Genomic DNA, 23664 nt, shown 5'->3' with positions numbered 1-23664 from the left:
GTCAGGCTCCCAGTCCGAGGATTCGCGAGGCGATGATGTTCTTCTGGATCTGCGAGGTGCCGCCCATGACGCTCTGCGCGCGGCTGTAGAGGTAGGTGTGCAGAAGTTCCGGGTCGTCGGTGCCGCCGACGGCCAGGGCCGCGTGGCCCACCGTCTGTTCGGTCCAGGTCATGAGGAGCTTGTCCAGGGAGCCCTCGGGGCCGTGGGAGACGCCGTCGAGCTGCTCGGAGAGCCTGCGGCGCACGTGCAGGCGCAGCATCTCCGTCTCCACGATCGCCCAGGCGAGCTCGGGCGGCGGGGGGCCAGGGGTGCGGGCCACGAGGTCGCCGACGATCTTCCCGTAGCGGGCCGAGAAACCGAGGGTGGAGGGTTCGCGCTCGTGTCCGACGACGGTCATGGCCAGCGCCCAGCCCTCCCCCGGCGCGCCGACCATCTGGTCCGCGGGCACCGTCGCGCCGTCGAACAAGACCTGCCCGAACTCCTTGGTCACCCCGCTCATCATCTTCAACGGGCGCTGTTCCACGCCGGGTTGGTCCATGGCGACGACGAACGCGGAGATGCCCCGGTGGCGGGGTGCGTCCGGGTCGGTGCGGGCGAGGAGCAGGCACCAGTCGGCGACGTCGGAGTAACTGGTCCAGATCTTGTGGCCGTTCACCACATAGGTGTCGCCGTCTCGGGTGGCGCGGGTGGTGAGGGAGGCGAGGTCGGAGCCGGCGCCGGGTTCGCTGAAGCCCTGGCACCAGCGCTCGGTGCCGTCGATCATGCCGGGCAGGAAGCGGCGGCGCAGTTCCTCGCTGCCGTGCCGGCCGAGGCCCTGGACGAGGTAGCCGAGGCTGGGTCGGGCCGGGGCGCCGGCGCGTACCAACTCCTCGTCGAGGATGACGTCGTAGACCGGCGGGAGGTCGTGGCCGCCGTACCGCTCGGGCCAGGAGAGGCCGAAGAATCCGGCCGCGTGCAGGGCGCGGTGCCAGTCGCCCTGGCGGGCCCAGTAGGCGTCGCCGGACGTGGGGAAGGCGCCGGCGTGCTCGGCCAGCCAGGTGCGCAGGCGGTCGCGGAAGGCGGCCTCCTCGGGCGCGTCACGAAAGTCCACGGTCGATCTCCTCCAGGCGCACGGGGAACAGGTCGGCGGACGTCAGCGCCCGGCGCAGATGGACATGGGCGAGACACTCCCAGGTGTTGCCGATGCCGCCGTGCACCTGGACGGCGGTCTCGCAGACGGTGCGGGCGGCGCGGGCGCAGTAGAGCTTGGCGATCCGGGCGGCCCTGAGGGCCTCGGCGGGCGGCAGTTCGTCGACGGCCCAGGCCGCGTGCCGCAGGACGCTGACCGAGCCCTCGATCAGGGCCAGTCCTTCGGCGAGGAGATGGGCGACGGCCTGGTAGGAGCCGATCGTCCGGCCGTACTGTTCGCGGATCCTGGCGTAGTCGCAGGCGAGGGTGTGCGCGCCGCGGGCCGCGCCGACGAGGTCGGCGGAGGTGGCGACCAGGGCCAACGCCCGCCAGCGGTGGGCCGCTTCGGCGGTGACCGTGCCGATCTCCTCGGGAGCGCCGCGCAGTTCGGCGGTGCGGCGGGTCAGGTCGGCCCCGGGGGCGAGGGGGCCGATCCCGGCGGACAGCACCCGGTTGCCCGCGAGGGCCACGGCGTGTCGCATGCCGCGCGTGTCCCACGCCCGACCGGCCGCGGGACCGGCCACCGAGCCGGGCACGGCCACGGTCGCCGAGGAGAGCCCGGGGGCCAGGCCGTCGGCGAGTACCGGCCCGAGGAACGGTACGTCGACCAGTCCGCGCCCGAACTCCTCCACCACCAGGGCCACTTCGACGCCGGAGGCGCCGTCCGAGCGCAACGCCCGCCAGCCGGTGGCCTCCACCGCCTTCTCCAGCCGGGCGACCCGGTCGGCGTCGTCCAGTGCGAGGACCGAGCCGGGCCCCAGGTCGTCGGCCAGGCGGGCCGCCGCGTCCCGGAGTTGGCGTTGCTCAGCTGTCAGCCGTACGTCCATCGCGCTCCTTGAGAAGCTCTTCCTTGAGGACCCGCTCTTTGAGGACCCGCTCTTTGAGGACACGCTCTTCGAGGACCCGCTCTTTGAGCACTCGCCGCAGCACCTTCCCCGAGGGCAGGCGCGGGATCTCGGACACGAACTCGACGCGGCGCGGCCGTTTGTAGGAGGCCAGCCGGCTGCCGACCAGGTCGACGAGTTCGGCGGCCTCGACGGGCGCGGCCCGCCGTACCGCCGCCACGACCGCCTCCCCGTCGGCGCCGTCGGGGACGCCGAACACCGCGCAGTCGGCGACCGCCGGATGACCGTGCAGGACGGCCTCGACCTCGGCAGGGGCCACCTGGAAGGCCCGCACTTTGATCATCTCCTTCGAGCGGTCGGTGAGGTACACCCAGCCGTCCGCGTCGACGCTGCCGACGTCACCGGTGCGGTACCAGCCGTCGTGAAGGGCGTCGGCCGTGGCCTCGGCCGGCAGGTAGCCGGCCATCAGGGACGCGGAGCGCACCTCGATCTCCCCGGTCACGCCCGGTCCGACCGGCTCCCCGGTGTCCAGCGAGACGACCCGAAGGCGCACCCCGGGCACGGGACGCCCGGGCGTGTCCAGCCGGGCCCCGTCGAGCGGGTTGCAGGCGATGACGGGCAGTTCGCTCGCCCCGTAGGCGGGCACCCAGGCGACGCCCGTCCGCCGGGTCACCGTCTCGGCGATGCTCGGGGTCACCGGCGTGGCGCCCCACATGATGTACCGCAGCGAGGACAGGTCGTAGGACTCCAGTTTCGGGTGGGAGGCGAGGGCGAGCGCGATCGGGGCGACGGCCATCTCCACGGTGATGCGGTCGAGTTCGATGTGGTGCAGCAGCCGGTCGAGGTCGAAGCGGCGGTGCAGCCGCAGCCGGGCGCCGGTTTCGAGGGCCGTGACGATGTTGAGCAGGCCCAGGATGTGCGAGGGCGGGGTGGCGATCTGCAGGCGGTCGCGGTCGGTGAGGCCGAGGGCGTCCCGCCAGTGGCGGACGGCGGCGGCCAGCGAACCGTGGGTGTGGCGGACGGCCTTGGGCATCCCGGTGGTGCCCGAGCTGAACACCAGCACCGCGTCGGCGTCCTGGTCGACGGGCACCTCGTCCGCCCGTCCCGGCACGATCGGCTCGTCCAGGTGCAGCATCGGCATCAGGCCGTCGAGCACCGGATGGTCGCCGACGGCATGGCCCGGTTCGGTGACGGCCAGGGCGTGCTCCACCTCGCCCCGCTTCCAGGCCGGGCTGAGCAGGACGACCGCCGCGCCCAGCCGCCAGACGGCCTGCACGGCAATCACGAACTCGGGCCGGTTGGACGACATCAGCGCCACCCGCTCCCCCGCCCGCAGCCCCCGCCGGGCCAGTGTCGCGGCCAGCCCGTCCGCGAGCGCGGTCAGCTCGGCGCGGCTGTACTCCCGGTCCTCGAAGACCAGCGCGGCCCGTTCGGTCATCTCTCGCTCCCGCCCGTTGAGAGGGTCCCCTTCACCAGGTGAGAATAGTATTCTCATTGGGACAGAACCTTGATACCAGAGCTTGAGGAGGGCGTCCATGGCGAGCCCGGCCCTGTTCCGGCGTGCGACCGTCGTCAAGATCGTCCAGGAGACCGCCGACGCCCGGACCTTCGTGCTGGACCCGCACGACGGCCCGTTCACCTATCTGGCCGGGCAGTTCTGCGTGTTCCGGGTCCGGGTCGACGGGCGGGACCTGCTGCGTTCCTACTCGATGTCGAGCGCTCCGGAGTCCGACACCGAGCTGACGACGACGGTCAAGCGCGTCCCGGGAGGCAGGGTCTCCAACTGGCTCCTCGACCGCGTCGGCGAGGGCGACGAACTCGAACTGACCGAGCCCCGGGGGAAGTTCTGTCTACGCCCGGCCGGGACACCGCTCCTCGGCTTCAGCGGCGGCAGCGGTGTCACCCCGATCCTCTCCCTGGCCAAGAGCACCCTCGCCGGCACCGGGCGGAGCGTCCGGCTGCTCTGCGCCGACCGCGACCGGGACGCGGCGATCTTCCGCTCGGTGCTGGAGGAGCTGTCCGCCCGGTACCCGGGGAGGCTGACGGTCGTACGGCATCTCGATGCCGAGCGTGGGTTCCTGGACCCGGACGGCATACGGGAGTTCGTCGGAGAGGACGCCGACGCGGACGCGTACGTGTGCGGGCCGGAGCCCTTCATGGAACTGGTGGAGGCGGCGCTGCCCGGTCCGGGGCGGGTCTTCAGCGAGCGTTTCGGCGGCGGTACGGCCGTACCCGCGGTCAACGGCACCAAGGCGCCGGAGGACACCGGGACCGTCACCGTCCTGCTGGGCGGCGCCCGCGTCTCGGTGCCCAAGCACCCGAACGAGACCCTCCTGCAGAGCGCCCGCCGGGCCGGTCTGACCCCGCCGTTCTCCTGCGAGGCGGGCAACTGCGCCACCTGCATGGCCAGGGTGACGGAGGGCAGCGTGACGATGCGGGTGAACGACGTCCTCACCGAGGAGGAGGTCGCCGAGGGATACGTCCTCACCTGCCAGGGCGTGCCGGACGAGGGGTCAGTCACCGTCCACTACGAGTGAGCCGTGTTCGCCGAGGCGGGGCGGCGGCCGGAACTCGGGCCGGTATCCGGCGACCCGGACCGGGCTGCCGACCAGCCGGAAGCCGCCCGCCCGCACGATCATCTCCGGGGTGGCGTCCAGTGCCTCGGGCAGGGTGCGCACGGCTGCCGCCGGGACGCCGAGCGGGCGCAGCCGCGCCTCCCAGCCCTTGGCCGTGTCGGCGGCCAGGGCCCGGGTGACGGCGGCGAGGACCTCGTCGCGGCGGGCGGCCCGCTCGGCCATCGTCGGGAAGCCGTCGATCCCGGCCTCGGCGGCGAAGGCGCGCCAGAAGCCGTCGTGCGTGACGAACAGCGCCAGGTACCCGTCACCCGTGGGGAAGAGCTGGGCCGGTACGTAGTAGGAGTGGGCGCCGTGGGGCATGCGGCGCGGCTCGACGCCGTCGTTGAGGTAGGCGGCGGCGCGGTAGTTGAGCTGGGCGAGCATCACGTCCCGCAGGGCGACCTCCACTTGGCCGCCGCGCCCGGACACGATCTGCGCCAGCAGCCCCAACGCGGCGGTCAGGGCGGCCGAGTTGTCGGCGGAGGAGTAGCCGGGCAGGGTCGGCGGACCGTCGGGGTCCCCGGTGAGCGCGGCGACGCCGGTCGCGGCCTGGATGACGTAGTCGAAGGCCGGGTCGTCGCCCGCGTCCAGCCCGTAGCCGGTCACGGCCACGCAGACGATCCGTTCGTTGAAGCGGCGCAGAGCGTCGTAGGTGAGGCCCAGGCGCCGGATCACCGACGGCTTGAGGTTCACCAGCAGCGCGTCCGCGTCGGCGGCCAACTCGCCGAGCCTGGACTGCCCTTGCCCGGTCGTGAGGTCGAGGCGGATGCTGCGCTTGTTGCGGTTGATGCTGGCGAAGTAGGCGTCGCCGACCTGCCGGGAGAGGTCGCCGCCGGGCGGCTCGATCTTGGTGACCTCGGCGCCGAGGTCGGCGAGCAGCATGGTGGCGAAGGGACCCGCGAGGATGTGGCCGACCTCCAGGATCCGCAGCCCGGCCAGGGGTCCGGGGTTCACCGGAACTCCGCCGCGAGGGCGGCGATCATCTCCCGGGTGCGGCGTTTGGAGGCGACCAGTTCCTCGCGGCCGTCGCCGAGGGGCAGCAGGCGTACGGACAGGTCGGTGACGCCCGCGTCCGCGAACCGCCGGAACCGGGCCGCGACGGCCGCCTCGTCGCCGGCCGCGCACAGGTCGCCGACGTCCTTGGCGTCGCCGTACTCCAGCAGTCGCTGGTAGTTGGGCGAGATCTCCGCCTCGCCGAGAATCCGGTTCGCGCGTTCCCGCGCCGCGTCGACCTCGGAGGGTCGGCACAGGCAGACCGGGATTCCGGCGACGATGCGCGGTGCCGGACGTCCGGCGGCCTCGGCGGCCCTGGTGATGCGGGGGACGACGTGTTCGGCGACGGCCCGCTCGTCGGCCATCCACAGCACCGTCCCGTCGGCCCGCTCGCCCGCGAGGGCCAGCATGACCGGGCCGAGGGCGGCGAGCAGGACCGGCAGGGGTGCCACGGGGCCGAGGTCGAGCGGGTTGTGCACGGTGTAGGTGGCGTTCTCGACGTCGATGGGGCCGGGGCCGCGGCGGGCCGCGTCCAGGATGTCGAGGTAGTCACGGGTGAGCCCGGCCGGGCGCTCGTAGGGCAGGCCGAGCATGTCCTGGACGATCCAGTGGTGCGAGGGGCCCACCCCCAGCGCGAGCCGTCCGCCGGTGGCCGCCTGCGTGGACAGGGCCTGGCGGGCGAGCGCAACGGGGTGCTGGGCCTGCAGCGGTACGACGGCCGTGCCCAGCTCGATCCGCGAGGTGCGCGCGCCCATCAGCGCGACGGCGGTCAACGCGTCGAAGTCCGTGGGGATCTGCGGGATCCAGGCGGTGTCCAGGCCCGCCGACTCGGCCCACTCCACGTCCGTGAGCATCCGCGCCACCTTGCGGGCGGAGTCGCCCCGCTCGGGCCCGATCATGACACCGATCCGCACGTTCCCTCCAGCTGTCCGGGTGCGGGCCCCGCTCCTGCGAGGAGCCGGGGAAAGTCAGGGGATTCAGAGGGGATTCAGGGGGGATTCAGGGGGACGCCGTGAGGGCGCGCACCTCGGCGACCACGACGTCCAGCGGGGTGCCGGTGGGGAACACCCCCGCCGCGCCCGCGGCCTTGAGCCGCGGCACGTCCGCGGGCGGGATCGTGCCGCCGACGACGACCGCGACGTCCCCGGCGTCCGCGGCCCGCAGCGCCTCGACCGTCTTCGCCGTCAGCGCCAGGTGCGCGCCGGAGAGCATGCTGAGGCCGACCATCGCCACGTCCTCCTGGACGGCGGTGGCCACGATGTCGTCGACGCGCTGCCGGATGCCGGTGAACACGACCTCGAAGCCCGCGTCGCGCAGGGCCCGCGCCACGATCTTGGCGCCCCGGTCGTGGCCGTCCAGGCCGGGCTTGGCGATGAGCACGCGGATCCCCATCAGAACACCACCGGTTGCCGGAACTCGCCCCACACGTTCTTCAGCGCCGTGACCATCTCGCCGACCGTGCAGTAGGCGTTGGCGCAGTCGATCAGGGGGCCCATCAGGTTGTCGGTGCCCTCGGCGGCCCGGGAGAGGGCGGCCAGCCGGGCCCGGACGTCGGCCGGGTCGCGTTCGGCCCGGACGCGGGCGAGGCGTTTGAGCTGGGTCTCGCGGCCCCGCGCGTCGAGTTCGTAGGTGGCGATCTCCGGGGCGGGTTCGTCCGCGTCGACGTACCGGTTGACGCCGACGACCGGGCGGGTGCCGGCCTCGACCTCCTGGTGGATCCGGTAGGCCTCGTCGGCGATGAGCCCCTGCAGATAGCCGTCCTCGATGGCCCGGACCATGCCGCCGTGCGCTTCCAGATCCGCCATGATCTCGACGATCCGCTCCTCGGTGGCGTCGGTGAGCGCCTCGACGAAGTACGAGCCGCCGAGCGGGTCGGCGACCCGGGCGACGCCGGTCTCGTGGGCGAGGATCTGCTGGGTGCGCAGGGCGAGGGTCGCCGACTCCTCGCTGGGCAGGGCGAACGGCTCGTCCCAGGCGGCGGTGAACATCGACTGGACCCCGCCGAGGACGGACGCGAGCGCCTCGTAGGCGACCCGGACCGTGTTGTTGCGGGCCTGCGGGGCGTACAGCGAGGCGCCGCCGGCCACGCAGCCGAAGCGGAACATGGCCGCCTTGTCGGACGCGGCGCCGTACCGCTCACGCACGATGGACGCCCAACGCCTGCGCCCCGCGCGGTACTTGGCGATCTCCTCGAAGAAGTCGCCGTGCGTGTAGAAGAAGAAGGAGACCTGCGGGGCGAACTGATCGATCGTCATCCGGCCGCGCTCCAGCACGGTGTCGCAGTACGTCACCCCGTCCGCGAGCGTGAACGCCATCTCCTGCACGGCGTTGGCGCCCGCGTCCCGGAAGTGCGCCCCGGCCACCGAGATCGCGTTGAATCTCGGCACCTCGGCGGCGCAGAACTCGATGGTGTCGGCGATCAGCCTGAGTGACGGCTCGGGCGGCCAGATCCAGGTGCCCCGGGAGGCGTACTCCTTGAGAATGTCGTTCTGGATGGTGCCGGTGAGCTTCGCCCGGGGGACTCCCCGGCGCTCGGCGGCGGCCACGTAGAACGCGAGCAGGATCGCCGCCGTGCCGTTGATGGTGAAGCTGGTGCTGATCCGGTCCAGCGGGATGCCCTCGAACAGCACCTCGGCGTCGGCCAGCGTGTCGACGGCGACCCCGACCCGGCCGACCTCCTCGCTCACCTCCGGGTCGTCGGAGTCGTAACCGCACTGGGTGGGCAGGTCGAGCGCCACGGAGAGGCCCGTCCCGCCCTGTTCCAGCAGGTAGTGGTAACGCCGGTTCGACTCCTCGGCGGTGCCGAACCCCGAGTACTGCCTCAGCGTCCACAGCCGCCCCCGGTACCCGGACGCGTAGTTGCCGCGCGTGAACGGGAACGCACCCGGCACGGGCGGCTCGGCACCCCGGTCCGCCGGTCCGTAGACCGGCTTCAGCGGGATGCCGGACGAGGTCTGCACAAAGTCATCCATCGCCCGGATACGCTACTTGCACAAAAAGAGAATGCCAATACCGCTGGCGAGAATTGCCCTACGCGCCGCGAGTCACGTGACTCAAGCGCCCCGCCAGGGGCGCGGGGAACTGCGCGACCAGCCCCCACGCGCCCGCAGCCGCGCACCCCCCGACGCCACCCCCCACAGGGTGCTACCGCCTCACTCCTCCCCCACCGCCGCGCACAACCCCCCGTCCACCACGACATCCACGCCCGTCACGAAGCTCGCCTCGTCCGACAGCAGGAACGCGGCGACGGCCGCGACCTCCTCGCACCGGCCGACACGCCCCAGCGGCGTGCTCTCGACCAGCTCCCGTACCGACGCGTGCCGCGCCATCTCGAACCGCGTCTGCGGAGTGTCGATCGCACCGGGCGACACCGAGCACACCCGGGCGCCCACCGGTCCGAGCCGCACCGCCTCGGCGCGGACGAAGCGGTGCACACCGTACGTGGCCCACGGGTACGCCCAGGCGGGATCCTCGATCGCCGGGCCCACCGCCTCGCGGACCCGGTCGAGGAAGTCCTCCTGCAACGGATCGTCGAGGACGGCCGCGACCGCCGGGTCGGGGTCGACATGGGCGATCAGCGGGGACACGGAGGCCAGGTACACGAACGCCGTCCCGGCGCCGGCCAGCGGCCGCAGCGCCTCGGCGACCAGCGCGGTCGCGACGAAGTCGGCCTGGAGCATGCCCCGCCAGTCGGCCTCCTCCGGAGCGACGCCCTCGGCGTGCGCGACGGCCCGGAGCGTGCCGAGTTCCCCGGCCCGCGCGGCCAGCCGGGCCATGTCGTCGCGGTCGGCGGTGTCCGCCGTGAACGGTTCGGCGACGGCCCGCCCGCCGTGGCCCGACAGGTCCTTCGCGAACGCGGTCACGGCGGCTTCGTCGCGGTCGACGAGCAACAGCACGTCCACCAAGTCGGCCAGGCGGCTCGCGCATGCCTGCCCGGTCCCGCGACCGGCACCGGTGGCAATACCTACCGTGGTCATGCGCCACTCCTCACTAGAGACACTCGTCACAGGACGAGTGTCTCTCGGGTGGCGGTTTCCGGGTTCCGGCGGGGCCGGACCCGGAGACCGTGTCAGGACGTGCACACGCTCTTGAGCCGGTCGGCTGCCGCGTCGATCCTGCTGGAGTCGGGATGGGTGTCGCCGTTCAGGATCGCCTTGTTGTAGTCCTTGATCGCCTTGTTGAGGTCGTCGACCGCCTTGTCGACCTTGCCGTGGTCCGCGTTGTCGTCCCTCTTGTCGTTGATCTTGTCCAGGTTCTTCTCGATGGTGGTGATGGACTCCTCGGTCCGCGTCGGGTCCTCGATCGCGTCGGCGCCGGCCTTGTTGATGGCGGTGATGCTGTCCGCGATCGAGTCGGCGTTGGTGAGGCAGTCCAGCGAGTCGTCGGGGTCGCATCCGGTGGCGAGGGCGGCGGTCAGGGCGACGGCGGCTGCGGTGGTGGCGAGGACGGTGAAACGGCGGCGTCGGTCGACGGCCATGGGGTCGGTCCCTTCTGACGGCGGCGCGCTCGCGGCCACCGGCGGAATTCCTCGGCACGAGAGCCAGGTGCTCTCGATCTCTGCCGACCACGATCCCGTCCCCCGCCCGACGCGACGATGGAGCGGGCTCCCGGATCCCGGGTGTAGCCCGCTCCACCCCGTGGGTGCGTACGTCAGACCGTCTGCGGGACCGGGGTCTCGGCCTCGCCGAGCCGCCGGCTCCTCGGCACGAGCGCGACCAGCACCGTCCCGAGGGCGCAGCATCCGACGACGAGCCAGAGGCCGTTGGTGAAGCCCTGGTCGAGGTAGAACTGGGTGCCCTTGAGGACCACCCCGTGCTGGGCCATGACCACGAAGGCCAGCTGGGAGACGATGATCTGGGCGACGCCCTGGGCGAGGGTCTGGGCGCCGTTGGCGAGGGCCTGTTCGGCGGGCGAGACCACCTCGATGATCATGATGGGGACGACGGCGACGACCATGCCGGTGCCGAGGCCCGCGAGCACGCCCCAGGCCACGATCTGCGGGCCGTTGTGGTGCAGGTGGGTGCCGATGCCGTAGCCGATGACCGTGCACGCCGAGCCGATGGCCAGCAGGATCCGGGCGTCCACGCGGCGGGCGACCCAGCCGGTGCCCACGGCCCCGACGATGATCATCGCGCTGATCGGGCTGGTGACGATGGCGTTGTGGGTACCGGACCAGCCGAGGCCCTCGGAGACGTGCGGGATGTTCGGCATCAGCACGAGCAGCTGGATGACCACGCCGACGGCGCTGAGCGAACCGGCCGCCACGGACGTGGCCAGCAGCACGGTCCACACGGGCCGGCGCCGGGTCATGGCCGGCGGGAACAGCGGCTCGGCCACCCGGCGCTCGACGAGCAGGAAGGCGATCAGCACGACCACCGCGCCCGCGACGAAGCCGATGAACTTCCCGCTGCCCCAGCCCCAGTCGGCCCCCTCGCCCACCGCGTACACGAGCCCGGTGACCCCGGCGCCGAGGAGGAGTCCGCCGGTCCAGTCCATGCGGCCCGCGCTCTGCCGGACCGGGCTCTCCGGGACGAAGAGGGCGACCATCGCGAAGCTCACCGCGGTGCTGACGGCCATGAACCACAGCACGCCGCGGAAGCCGTAGTCGTCGAGCAGCCAGCCGGCCAGGAACGGTCCGCCGAAGGCGACCAGGCCGACGCCGCCGGCGAGGATGCCGCTGGCGATGCCGACCCAGCGGCGCGGGAAGATGTCGCGGGTGATGGCGTACCCGATGGGCATCGTGGCCGCGTAGACACCGGCGAGACCGCGCCCGATGAGCAGGGTGCGGTAGTCGGTGGCGACGGCGGCGAGCAGGTCGCCGGCGAACCCGAGCCCGGTGGCGACGAGCAGGACGCGCTTCTTCCCGAACAGGGCGGCGCCCTTGACCATGAACGGCAGGAAGAAGGTGCCGGTCAGCAGGGTCATCAGGGTGAACCAGGCGATCTGGGTCGTCTGGAAGTGGATCGCGACGTCGGCCTGGGCGATGCCGGACAGCGCGGCGACGAGCGACACGAGCTGGACTGTCCACAACAGCGCGACGACGACGAGCACGTTGCGTGTGGTGGAGCGGGATCTGTCGTCCGCCTGTGGCGGAACGGTCTGCGTCTGGGACATGGGGGCCTTCCGTGGACGGTCGGGGGCGCGGGAAGCCGCCGCGGACAGACACGGCCTGAAGCGCCTTGCCGGAGGGGAGATCGGACGGGCACAGGGATGAGCCGGCCGATCCGGAACGCCGACGTAGCTCGTCGGCCCGTACGAAGCGCGGGATGCGGAGCGGGCCCGGCTTCGCACGTAACGTAGACCTAACGGTCGGTACAATCAATCCTTCGGACAGGAGAATTTCCGACGAGCACGGTCACTTCCCCACCAACAGAAAAATGCCGCGCGAATGTAATAATTCGCGCGGCATCGAGAGAACAGGGAAGACAGGAAATCAGGAAGACAGAGGGAACAGGGCGTCAGATCCTGGCCGTACGGGTCAGGACGACGCGGCCCCCGTCCCGAGCTGCCCGAGCTGGTGCTTGAGGAAGGCCCCGGTCCAGGCCATCAGGTCGGCGGGGACGTAGTAGCCCTTCTCGTCGTTGATGGCCTCCCAGTTCGCGGCCACGTCCTCGATCGAGGCCGGGCCGCCCTCGTGGGCGTAGCCCTCCGTGGAGGCGAGGAAGACGCGCGCGAAGCGGCCCGCCCCGGCGGTGTAGATCTCGCCGTTGACCGGGCAGCTCTCATGGGCGAGGTAGGCGACCATGGGCGCGACGGCGTCGGACGGCATGTACGGCATGCCCGGGGCGGCCTCGGCGGGCTCCTCCTCGGGGCCTCCGCCCATCCGGGTCATCGCGGCCGGCGCGATCAGGTTGACCTTGATGTTGTGCGGCTCCCCCGCCAGCTTCGCGCTGCGGGCCATACCGACCGTGCCCGCCTTGGCGGCCGCGTACGACAGGTTGTTGTCCATGCCGAACATGCCGCTGGAGGTGGTCAGGACGACCCGGCCGTAGCGCTGGTCCACGAAGTGCGGCCAGGCGGCGCGCATCGTGTTGAACGAGCCGACGAGATGCACGGAGAGGTGGCGCTCAAGGTTCTCCGCATCGATGTCGGGCAGGCCCGCGTACCGGATGATCCCGGCGTTGTTGACGAGGACGTCGATGCGGCCGAAGTGCTCGATCGCGGTGTCGACGATGGCCTGTCCGCCGGCCGGCGTGGAGACGTCGTGCGTGTCCGCGACGGCCTCGCCGCCCGCCGCGGCGATCTCGTCCACGACCTTCTGCGCGGGACCGGCGTCGGCGCCGTCGCCCTCCATGGAGCCGCCCAGGTCGTTGACGACGACCTTCGCCCCACGCGCCGCCAGGAGACGGGCATGGGCCCGGCCGATGCCACGACCCGCGCCGGTGACCACGGCGACGCGTCCTTCGAAGCTCAACTTGCTCATGCCTGACTCCTGTTGTGCGGCGGTTGCGTGCGGGATACGGAGGCCGGTCCCGTCCGGGCGGGCGGAACCGGCGGTGGGCGCGAACCCGTGGGGCGGGCGCCCCGGTTACCAGGTGACGGGCAGCTCGCTGATGCCGAAGGCGAGCGCGTCGGCCCCCCGGAAGTCGAGTTCGTCCCGGTCGACGGCGAGGCGCAGGGTCGGGATGCGCCGGTACAACGTGCCGTAGACCACCTGGAGTTCGATGCGGGCGAGCTGCTGGCCGAGGCACTGGTGGATGCCCCAGCCGAAGGCGTGGTGGTGGCGGGAGTCGCGGGCGAGGTCGAGCTTCTCCGGGTCGGGGAAGGCCTCCGGGTCCCAGTTGCCGGCGGGCAGCGGGACGACGATGCCGTCGCCGGCCTTGATCTCGGCGCCCTCGAACTCGAAGTCCTCGGCGGCGATCCGGCGCTGCCCGAACTGGGCGACGGTCAGATAGCGCAGGATCTCCTCGACGGCGGGCGCCGCGTCCTTGGTGTCCTCGACCTCGCGCAGCCTGGCCAGCTGCTCGGGATTGTCCATCAGGAGCGCCGTGCCCACCGTGATCATGGTCGCGCTGGTCTCGTGACCGGCGATCAGCAGGATCATGGAGAGCAGGGTCGCCTCGGGAAGCGTGAGGTCGCCGTCCTTGATGCGGGCGGCGAAGTCGGAGAGCACGTCCTCGCCGGGCTCCTCCATCTTCTTCTGGAGGAGAGCCGCCAGGTAGCCGCCCAGCGCCTCGTTGGCGCGGTTCTGCTCCTCGGTGGTCTTGTCGCTGCGGGTGGCGAAGGACGCGTGCTCGTGGAAGAACTCGTGGTCGGAGTACGGCACTCCGAGCAGTGCGCAGATCATCAGCGAGGGCAGCGGGAGCGAGATCGCGTGGACCAGGTCGACCGGCTTGGGGCCGGCCAGCATCTTGTCGATGAGGTCGTCGGTGATCCGCTGGATCTCCGGGCGCAGCGCCTCCATCCGGGGGCGGGTGAAGGGCCGGGTCATCATGCGGCGGATCCGCGTGTGGTCGGCGCCGTCCGCGTTGAAGATGGTGAGCGGGTGGAGGTGTGCCGTCTCCGCCATCGCCCGGTTCGGGTAGGGGAACCCGGCCTGCTTGTCGTCCGAGCTGACCCGGGGGTCGGACAGGATCGCGCGCTGTGCGGCGTGTCCGGTGACCAGCCACGGGGTGCTGCCGTCCCAGATCCGGCCCCGGGAGACCGGGCCCGTCTCGTTCAGGGCGCGCAGCCCCGGCGCCGGGGCGAACGGGCACTTGGCGTCCCGGTCGTCCTGGTAGTAGTAGACCTGCTCGTCGGGGGCGGTTCGGGCCTCTGCCTCGGCCATGGGTTCTCCTACGGTGATGGGGTGGGGGGAAGGAGGGGGGCTCGGATCGGGCTATTCCTCGATGCGGATGGCCAGCGCGGGGCACACCGCGGCAGCGTTGCGCACCTCGTCGGCCAGTTCCGCGGGCGGGTTCTCGTTGAGCACGACGACGATGCCGTCGTCCTCGCGCTGGTCGAACACGTCCATGGCGGCGGCCACGCACTGTCCGGCCGCGACGCACTTCTCCTCGTCGACGACAACCTTCATGGGATCTCTCCAGCTCGTTCAGGGGGTGGGGGTGGGGGTACGGAAGGCGTCGACGATCTCCTGTCGGCGCATCCGGGCCTGCTTGGGCATGTTCCAGCCGAGGACGCCGGTGACGACGCCGTCCAGCCGGTACCGGGCGACGAAACGACGGGCCGTCAGATCGCCCTCGACGACGTCGACTTCGGCCTCGGGCGGCAGGAAACCGTGCACCTGGAGCTTGGCGTCGAACTGGTCCGTCCAGAAGTACGGGACCGGCGCGTACGGCCGGTCGTCGCCGAGGATCGCCGCGGCCACCGCCATGGCCTGTTCGGTGGCGTTCGTACGGTTCTCCAGGCGGACCGGGCGGCCGAGCCACTCGTGGTGCCAGCGGGCGACGTCGCCGACCGCGTAGATCCCGTCCGCGGCCCGGCAGGTGGCGTCGCAGAGCACGCCGTTGTCCAGCCGCAGCCCGCTGTCCGAGAGCCACTCCGTCGCCGGGACGGCGCCGATCGCGACGACCACCACGTCGGCCGGCAGCGTCTCGCCGCTGCCGAGCCGGACGCCCGCCACCCGGCCCGCGCCGTCGTCGGTGAGCCCGGTGACGCCGTTGCCCAGGCGCAGCCGGACGCCGCGTTCGGTGTGCAGTTCGGCGAGGACGCCGGAGACCAGGGGGCCCACCTGCAGCGCCATGGGCGCGTCGAGGGGGCCGGTCAGGGTGACGTCCAGGCCGAGCTTGCGTCCGGTGGCCGCGATCTCGGAGCCGAGGACGCCTTCGCCGACGACCACGAGCCGCCGGCCGGAGAGCAGGTCCTTGCGCAGGGCCAGGGCGTCGTCGAGGGTGCGCAGCACGTGCACCCCGGCGAGCGCGTCCTGGCCGGGCAGCCGCCGTGCCCGTACACCGGTGGCGATCACGACCGCGTCGGCCGTCAGCTCGCGGCCGGATTCGGTGCGCACGGTGCGGGTCGCCGGGTCCAGTGCGACGGCCGGGTCGCCGAGCACGAACTCGGCGTCCAGCGCCGACAGGACGTCCTCGGTGCGCAGGGCCGCCCGGTCGGGTTCCCACTCCCCGGCGAGCACCTGCTTGGACAGCGGGGGGCGGTCGTACGGTACGTGCGGCTCGTCGCCGAGCACCGTGAGGGCGCCGGTGTACCCCTTGCGCCGCAGCGCCTCCGCGGTGGTCAGTCCGGACGCGGAGGCGCCCACCACCAGCACGCGGTCGGGGGCCGTCATGCGAGCACCTCGCCGGCCGTGTTCCCCCTGGTGATGTCGTCGATCGTCATGCGTGACTCCGTTTGGGTCCGTGGTGCGGTGTCCGTCTCTGAAAAATAGACCGACCGGTCGGCAGAATCAATTCGGTCCGCATAAAGGTCCAGATAAAGACGCGGCCGACGCCCGGTCGGCGCCTCGCGCGAAGGGCGGTGCCCGTCCCGCGAGGCCCGACGAAGACGGCGAGCGTGCCGGTCGTGCGGCCGGCGGGGCTCAGACGAGGTAGCGCCCGCCGTTGGCGCTGAGGCTCTGGCCGGTCACGTAACCGGCCTCCTCGGAGGCGAGATAGGCCACCGCGTGGGCGATGTCCTCGGGCTGCCCGGCCCGCTTCATGGGCATGGTGGCCGCGGCCGCCTCGACGTCGACCGGACCCTCGCGCACCAGCGGGGTGTCGATGAAGCCCGGCGGCACGTGGTTGACGGTGATGCCCTTGTCGGCGTACTCGATCGCGAGGGCCCGGGTGAGGCCGATGACGCCGCCCTTGGAAGCCGCGTAGTGGGCCATCGCGGGGGCGCCGGTCTGCGCGGACGAGGACGAGATGTTGACGATCCGGCCCCAGCCGGCCGCCAGCATGTCCGGCACCAGTTCCTTGGTGACCAGGAACGGCCCCTTGAGGTTGATGCCGATCATGCGGTCCCAGGCGGCCTCGCTGATGCCGGTGAACGGCACATAGGCGGTGGTGCCGGCGTTGTTCACGAGGATCGTGACGGCGCCCAGCTCCTCGCGGGTCCGGGCCGCCGCGGCGGCGACGGCCGTGGCGTCGGCCGCGTCACCGGCCACGGCGATCGCGGTGCCGCCCGCCTCCTGGATCTCGGCGACGGTCTTCTCCGCGCCTTCGGCGTTCAGGTCCCAGACGGCGACCGCCGCGCCGTGCGAGGCGAGGACGATCGCGATCGCCCGTCCGATGCCGCGGGCGCCGCCGGTGACGACCGCGACCTTTCCCTGCAGTGTCATGCGTGCTCCTTGTGTGCCTGATGCGTGCGGTGTGCCGGGGACGGGTGGTGCCGTACGGCGCCCGTCACTCGCCCAGCGCCTCACGCGCCGCGGTGCGGGCCCCCACCGCGCGGGGGAAGCCCGCGTAGCCGGCGGAGTGGTAGATGACCTCGGCGATCTCGTCCTTGGTCAGTCCGTTGGTCAGCGCGACCCGGACGTGTGTCTTCAGCTCGGTCTCGGCGCCCAGCGCGATCAGGAGGCCGAGCGTGACCAGGCTGCGGTCCCGGGGCGCGAGCCCCTCACGGCCCCAGATCGCACCCCAGACACTGGTCAGGCCGATGTCGACCAGTTCCTCCCCGAGACGGCCGTCGCGGAGATCGACCTCCCCCTCCGGGAAGACCCCGGGCAGGGCCGCGCGCATGGCCTTCCAGCCGGCGGCTCGCAGATCGGCGGTGGCCCCGGGCCCCGTTGCGGTGGGTTCCTGGACGTCCTCGGTCGTCATGTGCGACTCCTCTGCCACGACATTGTGCGGTTCGCCTGAGCGAAAGTTAATTCAAACGGTCGGTACAATCAATCCATCGCGCCGATCCGGCCGTCCGCACCGCGGACCGAGCCCGCCGTACGGCGAGATCTCCGGGGGAACCCCAAAACCCGCGCCCCCGGACCATTGATCGGGCCCATCCCCTCCCCTACGCTCGGCCTGAATATTCGACCGACTGGTCGAAACATCATTCAAGGCGCACGCGGGAGCAGCGGCCCCTGTCACGTTGGAGGGCAGATGAGCGAATCGACGAAGGTGCCGGAGGCAGCGACCGGCGCCCAGGCGCAGGCACCGGAGCAGGGCGTGGTCGACGTACTCGTGATCGGTGCCGGTGTCACCGGCATCTACCAGCTCTACCGGGCCCGCGAGGCCGGCTTCTCGGCCCACCTGATCGAGGCCGGCACCGGTGTGGGCGGCACCTGGTACTGGAACCGCTACCCCCAGGCCCGCTTCGACTCCGAGAGCTACACCTACGGCTACCTGTTCTCCAAGGAGCTGTGGGAGGAGTGGGAGTGGTCGGAGCACTTCGCCGGCCAGCCGGAGATCGAGCGGTACTTCAACCACGTGGTCGACCGGTTCGACCTGCGCCGCCACATCTCCTTCGGCACCAAGGTGACCGCGGCCGTCTGGGACGAGCCGTCGGGCACCTGGACGGTCCGCACGGAGGACGGCACGGAGCGCCGGGCGCGGTTCGTGGTCGCGGCGACCGGCATCCTCTCGGTGCCGTTCATCCCGGAGATCCCCGGCCGTGCGGACTTCCGCGGTGAGCAGCACCACACCGGCCGGTGGCCGAAGGAGCCGGTGGACTTCGCCGGCAAGCGGGTGGCCCAGATCGGCACCGGCTCCAGCGGGGTCCAGATCGTCCCGGCGATCGCCGACGAGGTGGCCTCCGTCACGGTGTACCAGAAGGTCGCCGACTGGCTCACGCCGCTGAACAACCGGCCGATCACGGCCGAGGAGCAGGCGGACCTGAAGGCGAACTTCGAGTCCATCCGCGACACGCTGAACACCTCGGTGAGCGGGTTCCTGCACCAGATCACCATGCGCTCGGGCCTGGAGGACACCCCGGAGCAGCGGCAGGAGTTCTACGAGCAGAAGTGGAACAGCCCCGGCTTCACCAAGCTCTCCGAGCACTACTACGACATGACCACCAACCCCACGGTCAACGAGGAGTTCTGCGACTTCATCGCCGCCAAGATCCGCTCCATCGTCAAGGACCCGGCGACGGCGGAGAAGCTGATCCCCAAGGGGCACGGCTACGGCGGCCGGCGGCCCCCGTTCGGCACCGGGTACTACGAGGCGTACAACAAGCCGAACGTCCACCTCGTCGACATCAACGAGACGCCGATCGTCCGGATCACGGAGACCGGCATCGAGACCGCGGAGGGCGTGCACGAGGTCGACATCATCATCTGGGCCACCGGATACGACTTCGGCACCGGCGCCCTGAACCGGCTGGGCGTGCGGGGCCGTGACGGGCTCGCGCTCAAGGACCACTGGGGGGACGGTCCGTCGACGTACCTGGGCGTCGCGACCGCCGGCTTCCCGAACTTCTTCTTCCCCGGCGGACCGCACGGCGCGCTCGGCAACAACCCGCGCTACTCCGGCGACCAGGTCGACTACGTGATGGACGTGCTCGCGCACGCCCGCAACCGCGGCCATGACGTCGTCGCGGTCACCGCGGCCGCGGAGGAGGAGTGGACGAACCTGGTCAACGACAGCGAGGGCCAGTCCTCCTTCCTCAAGAGCAGCTACTTCTACGGGGCGAACATCCCCGGCAAGGCGATCAAGCAGCTGCTGAACCCGACCGGCCGGTGGAAGCTCCAGGAGCTGATCAACGAGTCCGTGGAGAACGACTTCCCCGCGTTCTCCTTCGCCAAGGCGGAGAAGCGGGACTGAACACAGCGGCGCCCGTGCCGCCGGTCCCGTCACAGGACGGGACCGGCGGCACGGGCGCTCGGCGGTGCCGGGTCGTCCGGCAGGGTCAGCTGAAGGACGTGACCCGCTTGCGGAACTGCCAGGCCCCGTCCACGAGGGCCACCGTGTCCTCGTAGCTCCCGACGAGCTGGACGGCCCAGCCCTGCTCGCCGCGGGCGAAGAACACCAGGTTGCTGGTGGCCGTCACCTCCTCGCCGGGGGGCGAGGTGAGGACGGTGTTGCCGACGAGGTGCAGCTGCGGAGCCTGCGGCTTGAAGGCGCCGTAGGCCGCACGGATCGCCGCACGGCCCTCGAAGGTGCCCTGGCCGGCGATCTCGGAGACGCCGTCCTCCGTGAACAGGTCGGCGACGCTGCCGGCGTCGCCCGCGTCGATGGCGTGCGCGTAGGCCGCGATGACGGACTGCACGCCGGCCAGGGCTTCTTCGGCGGAGATGGTCATGTGTCTTCTTCTCTCAGCAGGGGCGAAGGATGGGAGCGGACGGGGGCGGACTACGCCTGGAAGACGGTCACGCGGCGCTGGATCAGCCAGGTGCCGTCGACGTGCCGCAGGGTGTCCTCGTAGTGGCCGACGACCTGCGGGGCCCAGCCCGACTCGCCCCGCTGGAAGAAGGCCACGTCGCTCTTCGCGGTCGCCTCGTCCGGCCCGGAGGAGGTGACGACGGTGTTGCCCACGAGGTGCAGCTGCGGCTGCGTGGGGGCCCAGCCCTTGAAGGCCGCGCGCAGGGCGTCGTGCCCGCGCACCGGGTCCATGCCGGGCAGCTCCAGGATCCCGTCGGGCGCGTACAGCGCGACGATGTCGTCGGTGCGGCCGGTGTCCTGGGCCTGGGTGTGCGCGCCGATCACGGCACGGACCCCGGCCGCGACCCACGCCGGTGTGGATTCGCTCATTGCCTCTCCAAGCGGTAGACGTTTCGACCAGTCAGTCTATTGATCGAAGCGGGCAATATGAAGCCTCAATTCCAAGCCGTCCCACTAGTTGACCACTCGGTACATTAGAAATAGCATGCGGCCACGACCGTCGACGGGGACCGTCGTCTAAGGAGGCGTTTTATCGTGACGAAGCGTTGGAAGCAGCGGCCGCCGGGATCGACGTGGGGCGATTTCGGCGAGGACGACGAACTCGGGCGCATCAACCTGCTGACCGCCGAGAAGGTGCTCCAGGGCGTGCGCGAGGTGGAGCACGGGGTCACCTTCAGCCTGAGCCTGCCGCTGGACTACCCGGGCGGGACCTCGCTCAACCAGCGGCGTTACCCGCCGATCCTGAAGCCCACCGAGGACCTCGCGCACAACCAGGACGTCTTCTACAACGTCGTCGCGCGCGACCAGATCAGCCCGGATCTCATCGACGTCTGGTCCGACGACGTGGTGACCCTCTGGCTGCAGTACTCGACCCAGTGGGACTCCCTCGCCCACCAGGGCGCCGAGTTCGACGCCGACGGCGACGGCGAGGCCGAGCCGGTCTACTACAACGGCTTCCGCCCCGGCACCGACCTGGTGGGACCGCGGGAGGACGCCAAGGGCGACGGCAGCGGGAGCGTCAGCTTCGCCCGCCACCTCGGCCTGGAGAAGATGGCGGAGCACGGCGTCCAGGGCCGCGGCGTCCTCATCGACATCGCCCACCACCTGGGCACCGGCTACCAGGCCGTCAGCTACAAGCAGCTCCAGGAGATCATGGCCGCGGACAACGTGACCGTGGAGCCCGGCGACATGGTGCTGCTGCACACCGGTTTCGCCACCCAGATCCTCGCCTGGGAGAAGAACCCGGACCCGGTAGCGATCCACCAGACCGCCGCGTACCTCGACGCGGACGACCCGGACATCCTCAAGTGGATCGCCGACTCGCAGATGTCGGCGCTGATCTCCGACAACTACGCGGTCGAGGGCGTGGGCGTCACCCAGGCCCAGGGCCGGCACACCCTGCTCCCGATCCACCACCTGTGCCTGTTCAAGCTGGGCGTCCCGCTCGGCGAGCTGTGGTACCTGCACGACCTGGCGGCGTGGCTGCGCGAGCACAACCGCAGCCGCTTCCTGCTCACCGCTCCCCCGCTGAACCTGCCCGGCACGCAGGGCAGTCCGCTGACTCCGGTCGCGACCGTCTGATCCACGGTCACGGCCGGACCGCCGCCGGCCCTCCCTTGTCCTGCCGACGAAGTCGGGCCGGCGGCGGACACCACGAAGCACACACACCATGACGAAGGGGTGCCCCCGGGATCCGGTCCCGGGGGCACCCCTTCGTCATGCGCCGTGCGGCCCGTGGGTCACACCGCCGCGATCCGTCGCAGCGTGTCGGCGATGGTGTCGCGCGAGGGCAGCCAGAGCCGTTCCAGGGCGGGGGTGTAGGGGGCCGGCATCGGCGGCGGGGCGACCCGGGTGACGGGCGCGTCCAGGTGCCAGAAGCCCTCGTCGACGGCGAGCGCCGACAGTTCCGCGCCGATGCCGAAGTCCCGTACCGCCTCGTGGGCGATGACCAGCCGGTTGGTCTTGGCGAGGGAGGCGAGGACGGTCTCGCGGTCCAGCGGGGCGACCGTGCGCAGGTCGACCACCTCGACGCTCACGCCCTCGGCGGCGAGCAGTTCCGCGGCCGCCAGGGAGTCCTGGACCATCCGCGACCAGGAGACCAGGGTGACGTCGGTGCCCTCCCTGACGACCTTGGCCCGGCCCAGCGGGACGAGGTGGTCGGCCGGCGGGCGGGGGCCCTTGAAGCCGTACTGGAGGCGGTTCTCCACGAAGACCACCGGGTTGGGGTCCTGGATGGCGGCCCGCAGCAGGCCGTAGGTGTCGGCCGGGTTGGAGGGCATCACCACGGTGAGGCCGGGGATGTGCGCGAGCAGGGCCTCCAGGGACTGGGAGTGCTGGCTGCCGGAGGAGCGGCCCGCGCCGAACTGGGTGCGCACGACCAGGGGCATGCTCGCCCGGCCGCCGGTCATGAAGCGCAGCTTGGCGGCCTGGTTGAGCAGCATGTCCAGGCAGACGCCGATGAAGTCCATGTACATGATCTCGACGACCGGCTTCATCCCGGCCATGGCCGCCCCCACCGCCGCGCCGAGGATCGCGCTCTCGCTGATCGGGGTGTCCCGGACCCGGCCCGGGAAGGCCTGGGCCAGGCCCCGGGTGAGGCCGAAGACGTTGCCGCCCGCGCCGACGTCGATGCCGGCGACGAACACGTCCGGATCGGCGGTGAGTTCGTGCTCCAGGGCGAGGCGTACGGCGTCCATGGTGCGGAAGATCTCCCCCTGGGCGGGGGCGGGCTCGGGTACGGCCGTACGCGGGGCGGAGACGAAGTCGTACAGCGTCTCGGGGGCCGGCTCGGGCAGGCTCCGGGCCCACTCCACGGCCGCCTCGATCTCCTTGTCGATCTCCTCGTCGACGGCGTCCACGAGGGCCGCGGCCACCCCGGCCGCCGCCAGGTGCCGGCGCGCGATGATCAGCGGGTCGCGTTCCTTGGCGGCCGCGACCTCCTCGGCCGGGCGGTAGCGCTCGGGGTCGCCCTCGTAGTGGCCGTGCCAGCGGTAGGTCTCGGCCTCCACCAGGACCGGTCCGCCGCCCGTCCGCAGCCGTGCCACCACGTCCGTCAGGAGCGTCTTCACCGCGAGGACGTCGTTGCCGTCGACGTGCTCGTAGCCGATGCCGTACCCGTTGGCGCGGGCGGCGAGGGTGGCGCGGTGCTGTTCGGCGGCGGGCGAGAACTCGGAGTAGTGGTTGTTCTCGCAGAGGAAGACGACCGGCAGGTCCCATACGGCGGCCAGGTTGACGGCCTCGTGGAACATGCCCTGGGCGACCGCGCCGTCCCCGAAGAACGCCACCACCACGTCGCCCCGGCCGCGCAGCTTGGCGGCCGTGGCGACGCCCCCGGCGATCGGCAGTCCGGCGGCGACGATGCCGTTGGCTCCGTAGATGCCGATGCCGGGGTCGGCGATGTGCATCGAGCCGCCGCGGCCCCGGTTGGTGCCGGCGTCCTTGCCCATCAGCTCCGCCATCATCGGGGCGGCGTCCAGGCCCTTGGCCAGGACGTGGCCGTGGCCGCGGTGGGTGGAGGTGATGCCGTCGCGCTCGGTGAGCGGCCAGCAGGCGCCGACGGCGCTGGCCTCCTGTCCGATGGACAGATGCAGGAAGCCGGGTATCTCCGTCGCCTTGTACAGATCGGACGCCCGTTCCTCGAAGCGCCGGATGCGCCGCATACGGCGGTACATTTCCAGGAGGTCGTCCGCTGGGGCGGAGCCGGTGTGCTGCGGTACCTGCGTCATGCGCGTCCTCGCAATGCTCACAGAGACGGCCGGGCCGTCTGTATTCCATGTTTTAATGTACCGTTTGGTCTAGCAAACTGGAACGACGCCCTGGAGTCCGCTTCCCCCGGATGTGCCGAAGGCTGTTCGA

The 23664-nt window shown here is 71.6% G+C and carries 22 protein-coding genes; 3 read left to right on the top strand and 19 right to left on the bottom strand.

The genetic code is table 11. From position 1 onward, the window contains the following. Window position 1: 1 nt before the first annotated feature. The 3 genes from ACGFZS_RS40405 to ACGFZS_RS40395 are packed head-to-tail and all read right to left on the bottom strand — an operon-like array spanning window position 2 to window position 3450. On the bottom strand, window positions 2-1090 hold the full coding sequence (locus ACGFZS_RS40405; RefSeq protein WP_393799324.1) for an acyl-CoA dehydrogenase family protein: 1089 nt from the start codon (window positions 1088-1090) through the stop codon (window positions 2-4). Further along, the gene (locus ACGFZS_RS40400) at window positions 1077-1994 is read right to left on the bottom strand and encodes an acyl-CoA dehydrogenase family protein (protein WP_393799323.1); all 918 of its coding nucleotides are present in this window, start codon (window positions 1992-1994) and stop codon (window positions 1077-1079) included. The genes ACGFZS_RS40405 and ACGFZS_RS40400 overlap by 14 nt, the downstream gene beginning before the upstream one ends. Then, window positions 1972-3450 (bottom strand): class I adenylate-forming enzyme family protein, encoded by a 1479-nt coding sequence (locus ACGFZS_RS40395; RefSeq protein ID WP_393799322.1) that lies wholly within the window; start codon window positions 3448-3450, stop codon window positions 1972-1974. The genes ACGFZS_RS40400 and ACGFZS_RS40395 overlap by 23 nt, the downstream gene beginning before the upstream one ends. Window positions 3451-3547: 97 nt before the next feature. Between ACGFZS_RS40395 and ACGFZS_RS40390 the strand changes: the two genes are divergently transcribed. Then, on the top strand, window positions 3548-4549 hold the full coding sequence (locus tag ACGFZS_RS40390) for a 2Fe-2S iron-sulfur cluster-binding protein (RefSeq protein WP_393799321.1): 1002 nt from the start codon (window positions 3548-3550) through the stop codon (window positions 4547-4549). Here ACGFZS_RS40390 and ACGFZS_RS40385 read toward each other — a convergent pair. From ACGFZS_RS40385 to ACGFZS_RS40325, 13 genes are all read right to left on the bottom strand, one after another. Then, window positions 4526-5581: a CaiB/BaiF CoA transferase family protein gene (locus ACGFZS_RS40385; RefSeq protein ID WP_393799320.1), complete on the bottom strand. Its 1056-nt coding sequence runs from the start codon at window positions 5579-5581 to the stop codon at window positions 4526-4528. The two genes, ACGFZS_RS40390 and ACGFZS_RS40385, sit on opposite strands and share 24 nt — an antisense overlap. Continuing rightward, the gene (locus ACGFZS_RS40380) at window positions 5578-6534 is read right to left on the bottom strand and encodes a TIGR03564 family F420-dependent LLM class oxidoreductase (protein ID WP_393799319.1); all 957 of its coding nucleotides are present in this window, start codon (window positions 6532-6534) and stop codon (window positions 5578-5580) included. Before ACGFZS_RS40380 ends, ACGFZS_RS40385 begins: the two co-directional genes overlap by 4 nt. An 85-nt stretch (window positions 6535-6619) precedes the next feature. Next, complete coding sequence (locus ACGFZS_RS40375) at window positions 6620-7012, bottom strand: cobalamin B12-binding domain-containing protein (RefSeq protein ID WP_393799318.1); 393 nt, start codon at window positions 7010-7012, stop codon at window positions 6620-6622. Then, window positions 7012-8592 carry a methylmalonyl-CoA mutase family protein gene (locus tag ACGFZS_RS40370; protein ID WP_393799317.1) on the bottom strand — a complete coding sequence of 527 codons (1581 nt, stop codon included), beginning with the start codon at window positions 8590-8592 and terminating at the stop codon, window positions 7012-7014. The genes ACGFZS_RS40375 and ACGFZS_RS40370 overlap by 1 nt, the downstream gene beginning before the upstream one ends. Before the next feature lie 180 nt (window positions 8593-8772). After that, entirely contained in the window at window positions 8773-9597 is an 825-nt protein-coding gene (locus ACGFZS_RS40365; RefSeq protein WP_393799316.1) for an SDR family oxidoreductase, read from the bottom strand. Between the two features lie 92 nt (window positions 9598-9689). After that, complete coding sequence (locus ACGFZS_RS40360; RefSeq protein ID WP_393799315.1) at window positions 9690-10097, bottom strand: hypothetical protein; 408 nt, start codon at window positions 10095-10097, stop codon at window positions 9690-9692. 173 nt (window positions 10098-10270) lie between these two features. Beyond that, complete coding sequence (locus ACGFZS_RS40355; RefSeq protein WP_393799314.1) at window positions 10271-11734, bottom strand: MFS transporter; 1464 nt, start codon at window positions 11732-11734, stop codon at window positions 10271-10273. 364 nt (window positions 11735-12098) lie between these two features. Next, window positions 12099-13043 (bottom strand): SDR family NAD(P)-dependent oxidoreductase, encoded by a 945-nt coding sequence (locus ACGFZS_RS40350; RefSeq protein ID WP_393799313.1) that lies wholly within the window; start codon window positions 13041-13043, stop codon window positions 12099-12101. A gap of 105 nt (window positions 13044-13148) precedes the next feature. After that, window positions 13149-14387, bottom strand: coding sequence for a cytochrome P450 (locus tag ACGFZS_RS40345; RefSeq protein ID WP_393799312.1), 1239 nt, complete (start codon window positions 14385-14387; stop codon window positions 13149-13151). A 51-nt stretch (window positions 14388-14438) separates the two neighbouring features. Further along, window positions 14439-14633 carry a ferredoxin gene (locus ACGFZS_RS40340; RefSeq protein WP_266423071.1) on the bottom strand — a complete coding sequence of 65 codons (195 nt, stop codon included), beginning with the start codon at window positions 14631-14633 and terminating at the stop codon, window positions 14439-14441. A gap of 18 nt (window positions 14634-14651) precedes the next feature. After that, window positions 14652-15842: an NAD(P)/FAD-dependent oxidoreductase gene (locus ACGFZS_RS40335; protein WP_393799311.1), complete on the bottom strand. Its 1191-nt coding sequence runs from the start codon at window positions 15840-15842 to the stop codon at window positions 14652-14654. A gap of 249 nt (window positions 15843-16091) precedes the next feature. Continuing rightward, window positions 16092-16832, bottom strand: coding sequence for an SDR family NAD(P)-dependent oxidoreductase (locus tag ACGFZS_RS40330; protein ID WP_355727718.1), 741 nt, complete (start codon window positions 16830-16832; stop codon window positions 16092-16094). Window positions 16833-16896: 64 nt separating this feature from the next. Further along, window positions 16897-17313 carry a carboxymuconolactone decarboxylase family protein gene (locus tag ACGFZS_RS40325; RefSeq protein ID WP_359223754.1) on the bottom strand — a complete coding sequence of 139 codons (417 nt, stop codon included), beginning with the start codon at window positions 17311-17313 and terminating at the stop codon, window positions 16897-16899. 276 nt (window positions 17314-17589) lie between these two features. Here ACGFZS_RS40325 and ACGFZS_RS40320 point away from each other — a divergent pair, with 276 nt between their 5' ends. Next, window positions 17590-19251: a flavin-containing monooxygenase gene (locus ACGFZS_RS40320; RefSeq protein WP_393799310.1), complete on the top strand. Its 1662-nt coding sequence runs from the start codon at window positions 17590-17592 to the stop codon at window positions 19249-19251. Between the two features lie 85 nt (window positions 19252-19336). Here ACGFZS_RS40320 and ACGFZS_RS40315 read toward each other — a convergent pair whose 3' ends face one another. Continuing rightward, the gene (locus tag ACGFZS_RS40315) at window positions 19337-19729 is read right to left on the bottom strand and encodes a nuclear transport factor 2 family protein (protein ID WP_393799309.1); all 393 of its coding nucleotides are present in this window, start codon (window positions 19727-19729) and stop codon (window positions 19337-19339) included. Window positions 19730-19779: 50 nt separating this feature from the next. Beyond that, window positions 19780-20178, bottom strand: a complete 399-nt coding sequence (locus tag ACGFZS_RS40310) for a nuclear transport factor 2 family protein (RefSeq protein WP_393799308.1) — start codon at window positions 20176-20178, stop codon at window positions 19780-19782. Window positions 20179-20343: 165 nt separating this feature from the next. On the opposite strand from ACGFZS_RS40310, the gene ACGFZS_RS40305 reads away from it, so the two are divergent. Further along, complete coding sequence (locus ACGFZS_RS40305) at window positions 20344-21390, top strand: cyclase family protein (protein ID WP_393799307.1); 1047 nt, start codon at window positions 20344-20346, stop codon at window positions 21388-21390. Window positions 21391-21548: 158 nt separating this feature from the next. Here the strand turns inward: ACGFZS_RS40305 and ACGFZS_RS40300 are convergent, their stop codons facing one another. Beyond that, window positions 21549-23534, bottom strand: coding sequence for a pyruvate dehydrogenase complex E1 component subunit beta (locus tag ACGFZS_RS40300; RefSeq protein WP_393799306.1), 1986 nt, complete (start codon window positions 23532-23534; stop codon window positions 21549-21551). Window positions 23535-23664: the final 130 nt, after the last annotated feature.

Source organism: Streptomyces sp. NPDC048288 (assembly GCF_043201555.1).
In the GTDB taxonomy this organism is placed as follows: Bacteria; Actinomycetota; Actinomycetes; order Streptomycetales; family Streptomycetaceae; genus Streptomyces.
The sequence above is the reverse complement of the archived record's forward strand: the minus strand, read 5'-3'. Positions and strand labels throughout refer to the sequence as shown.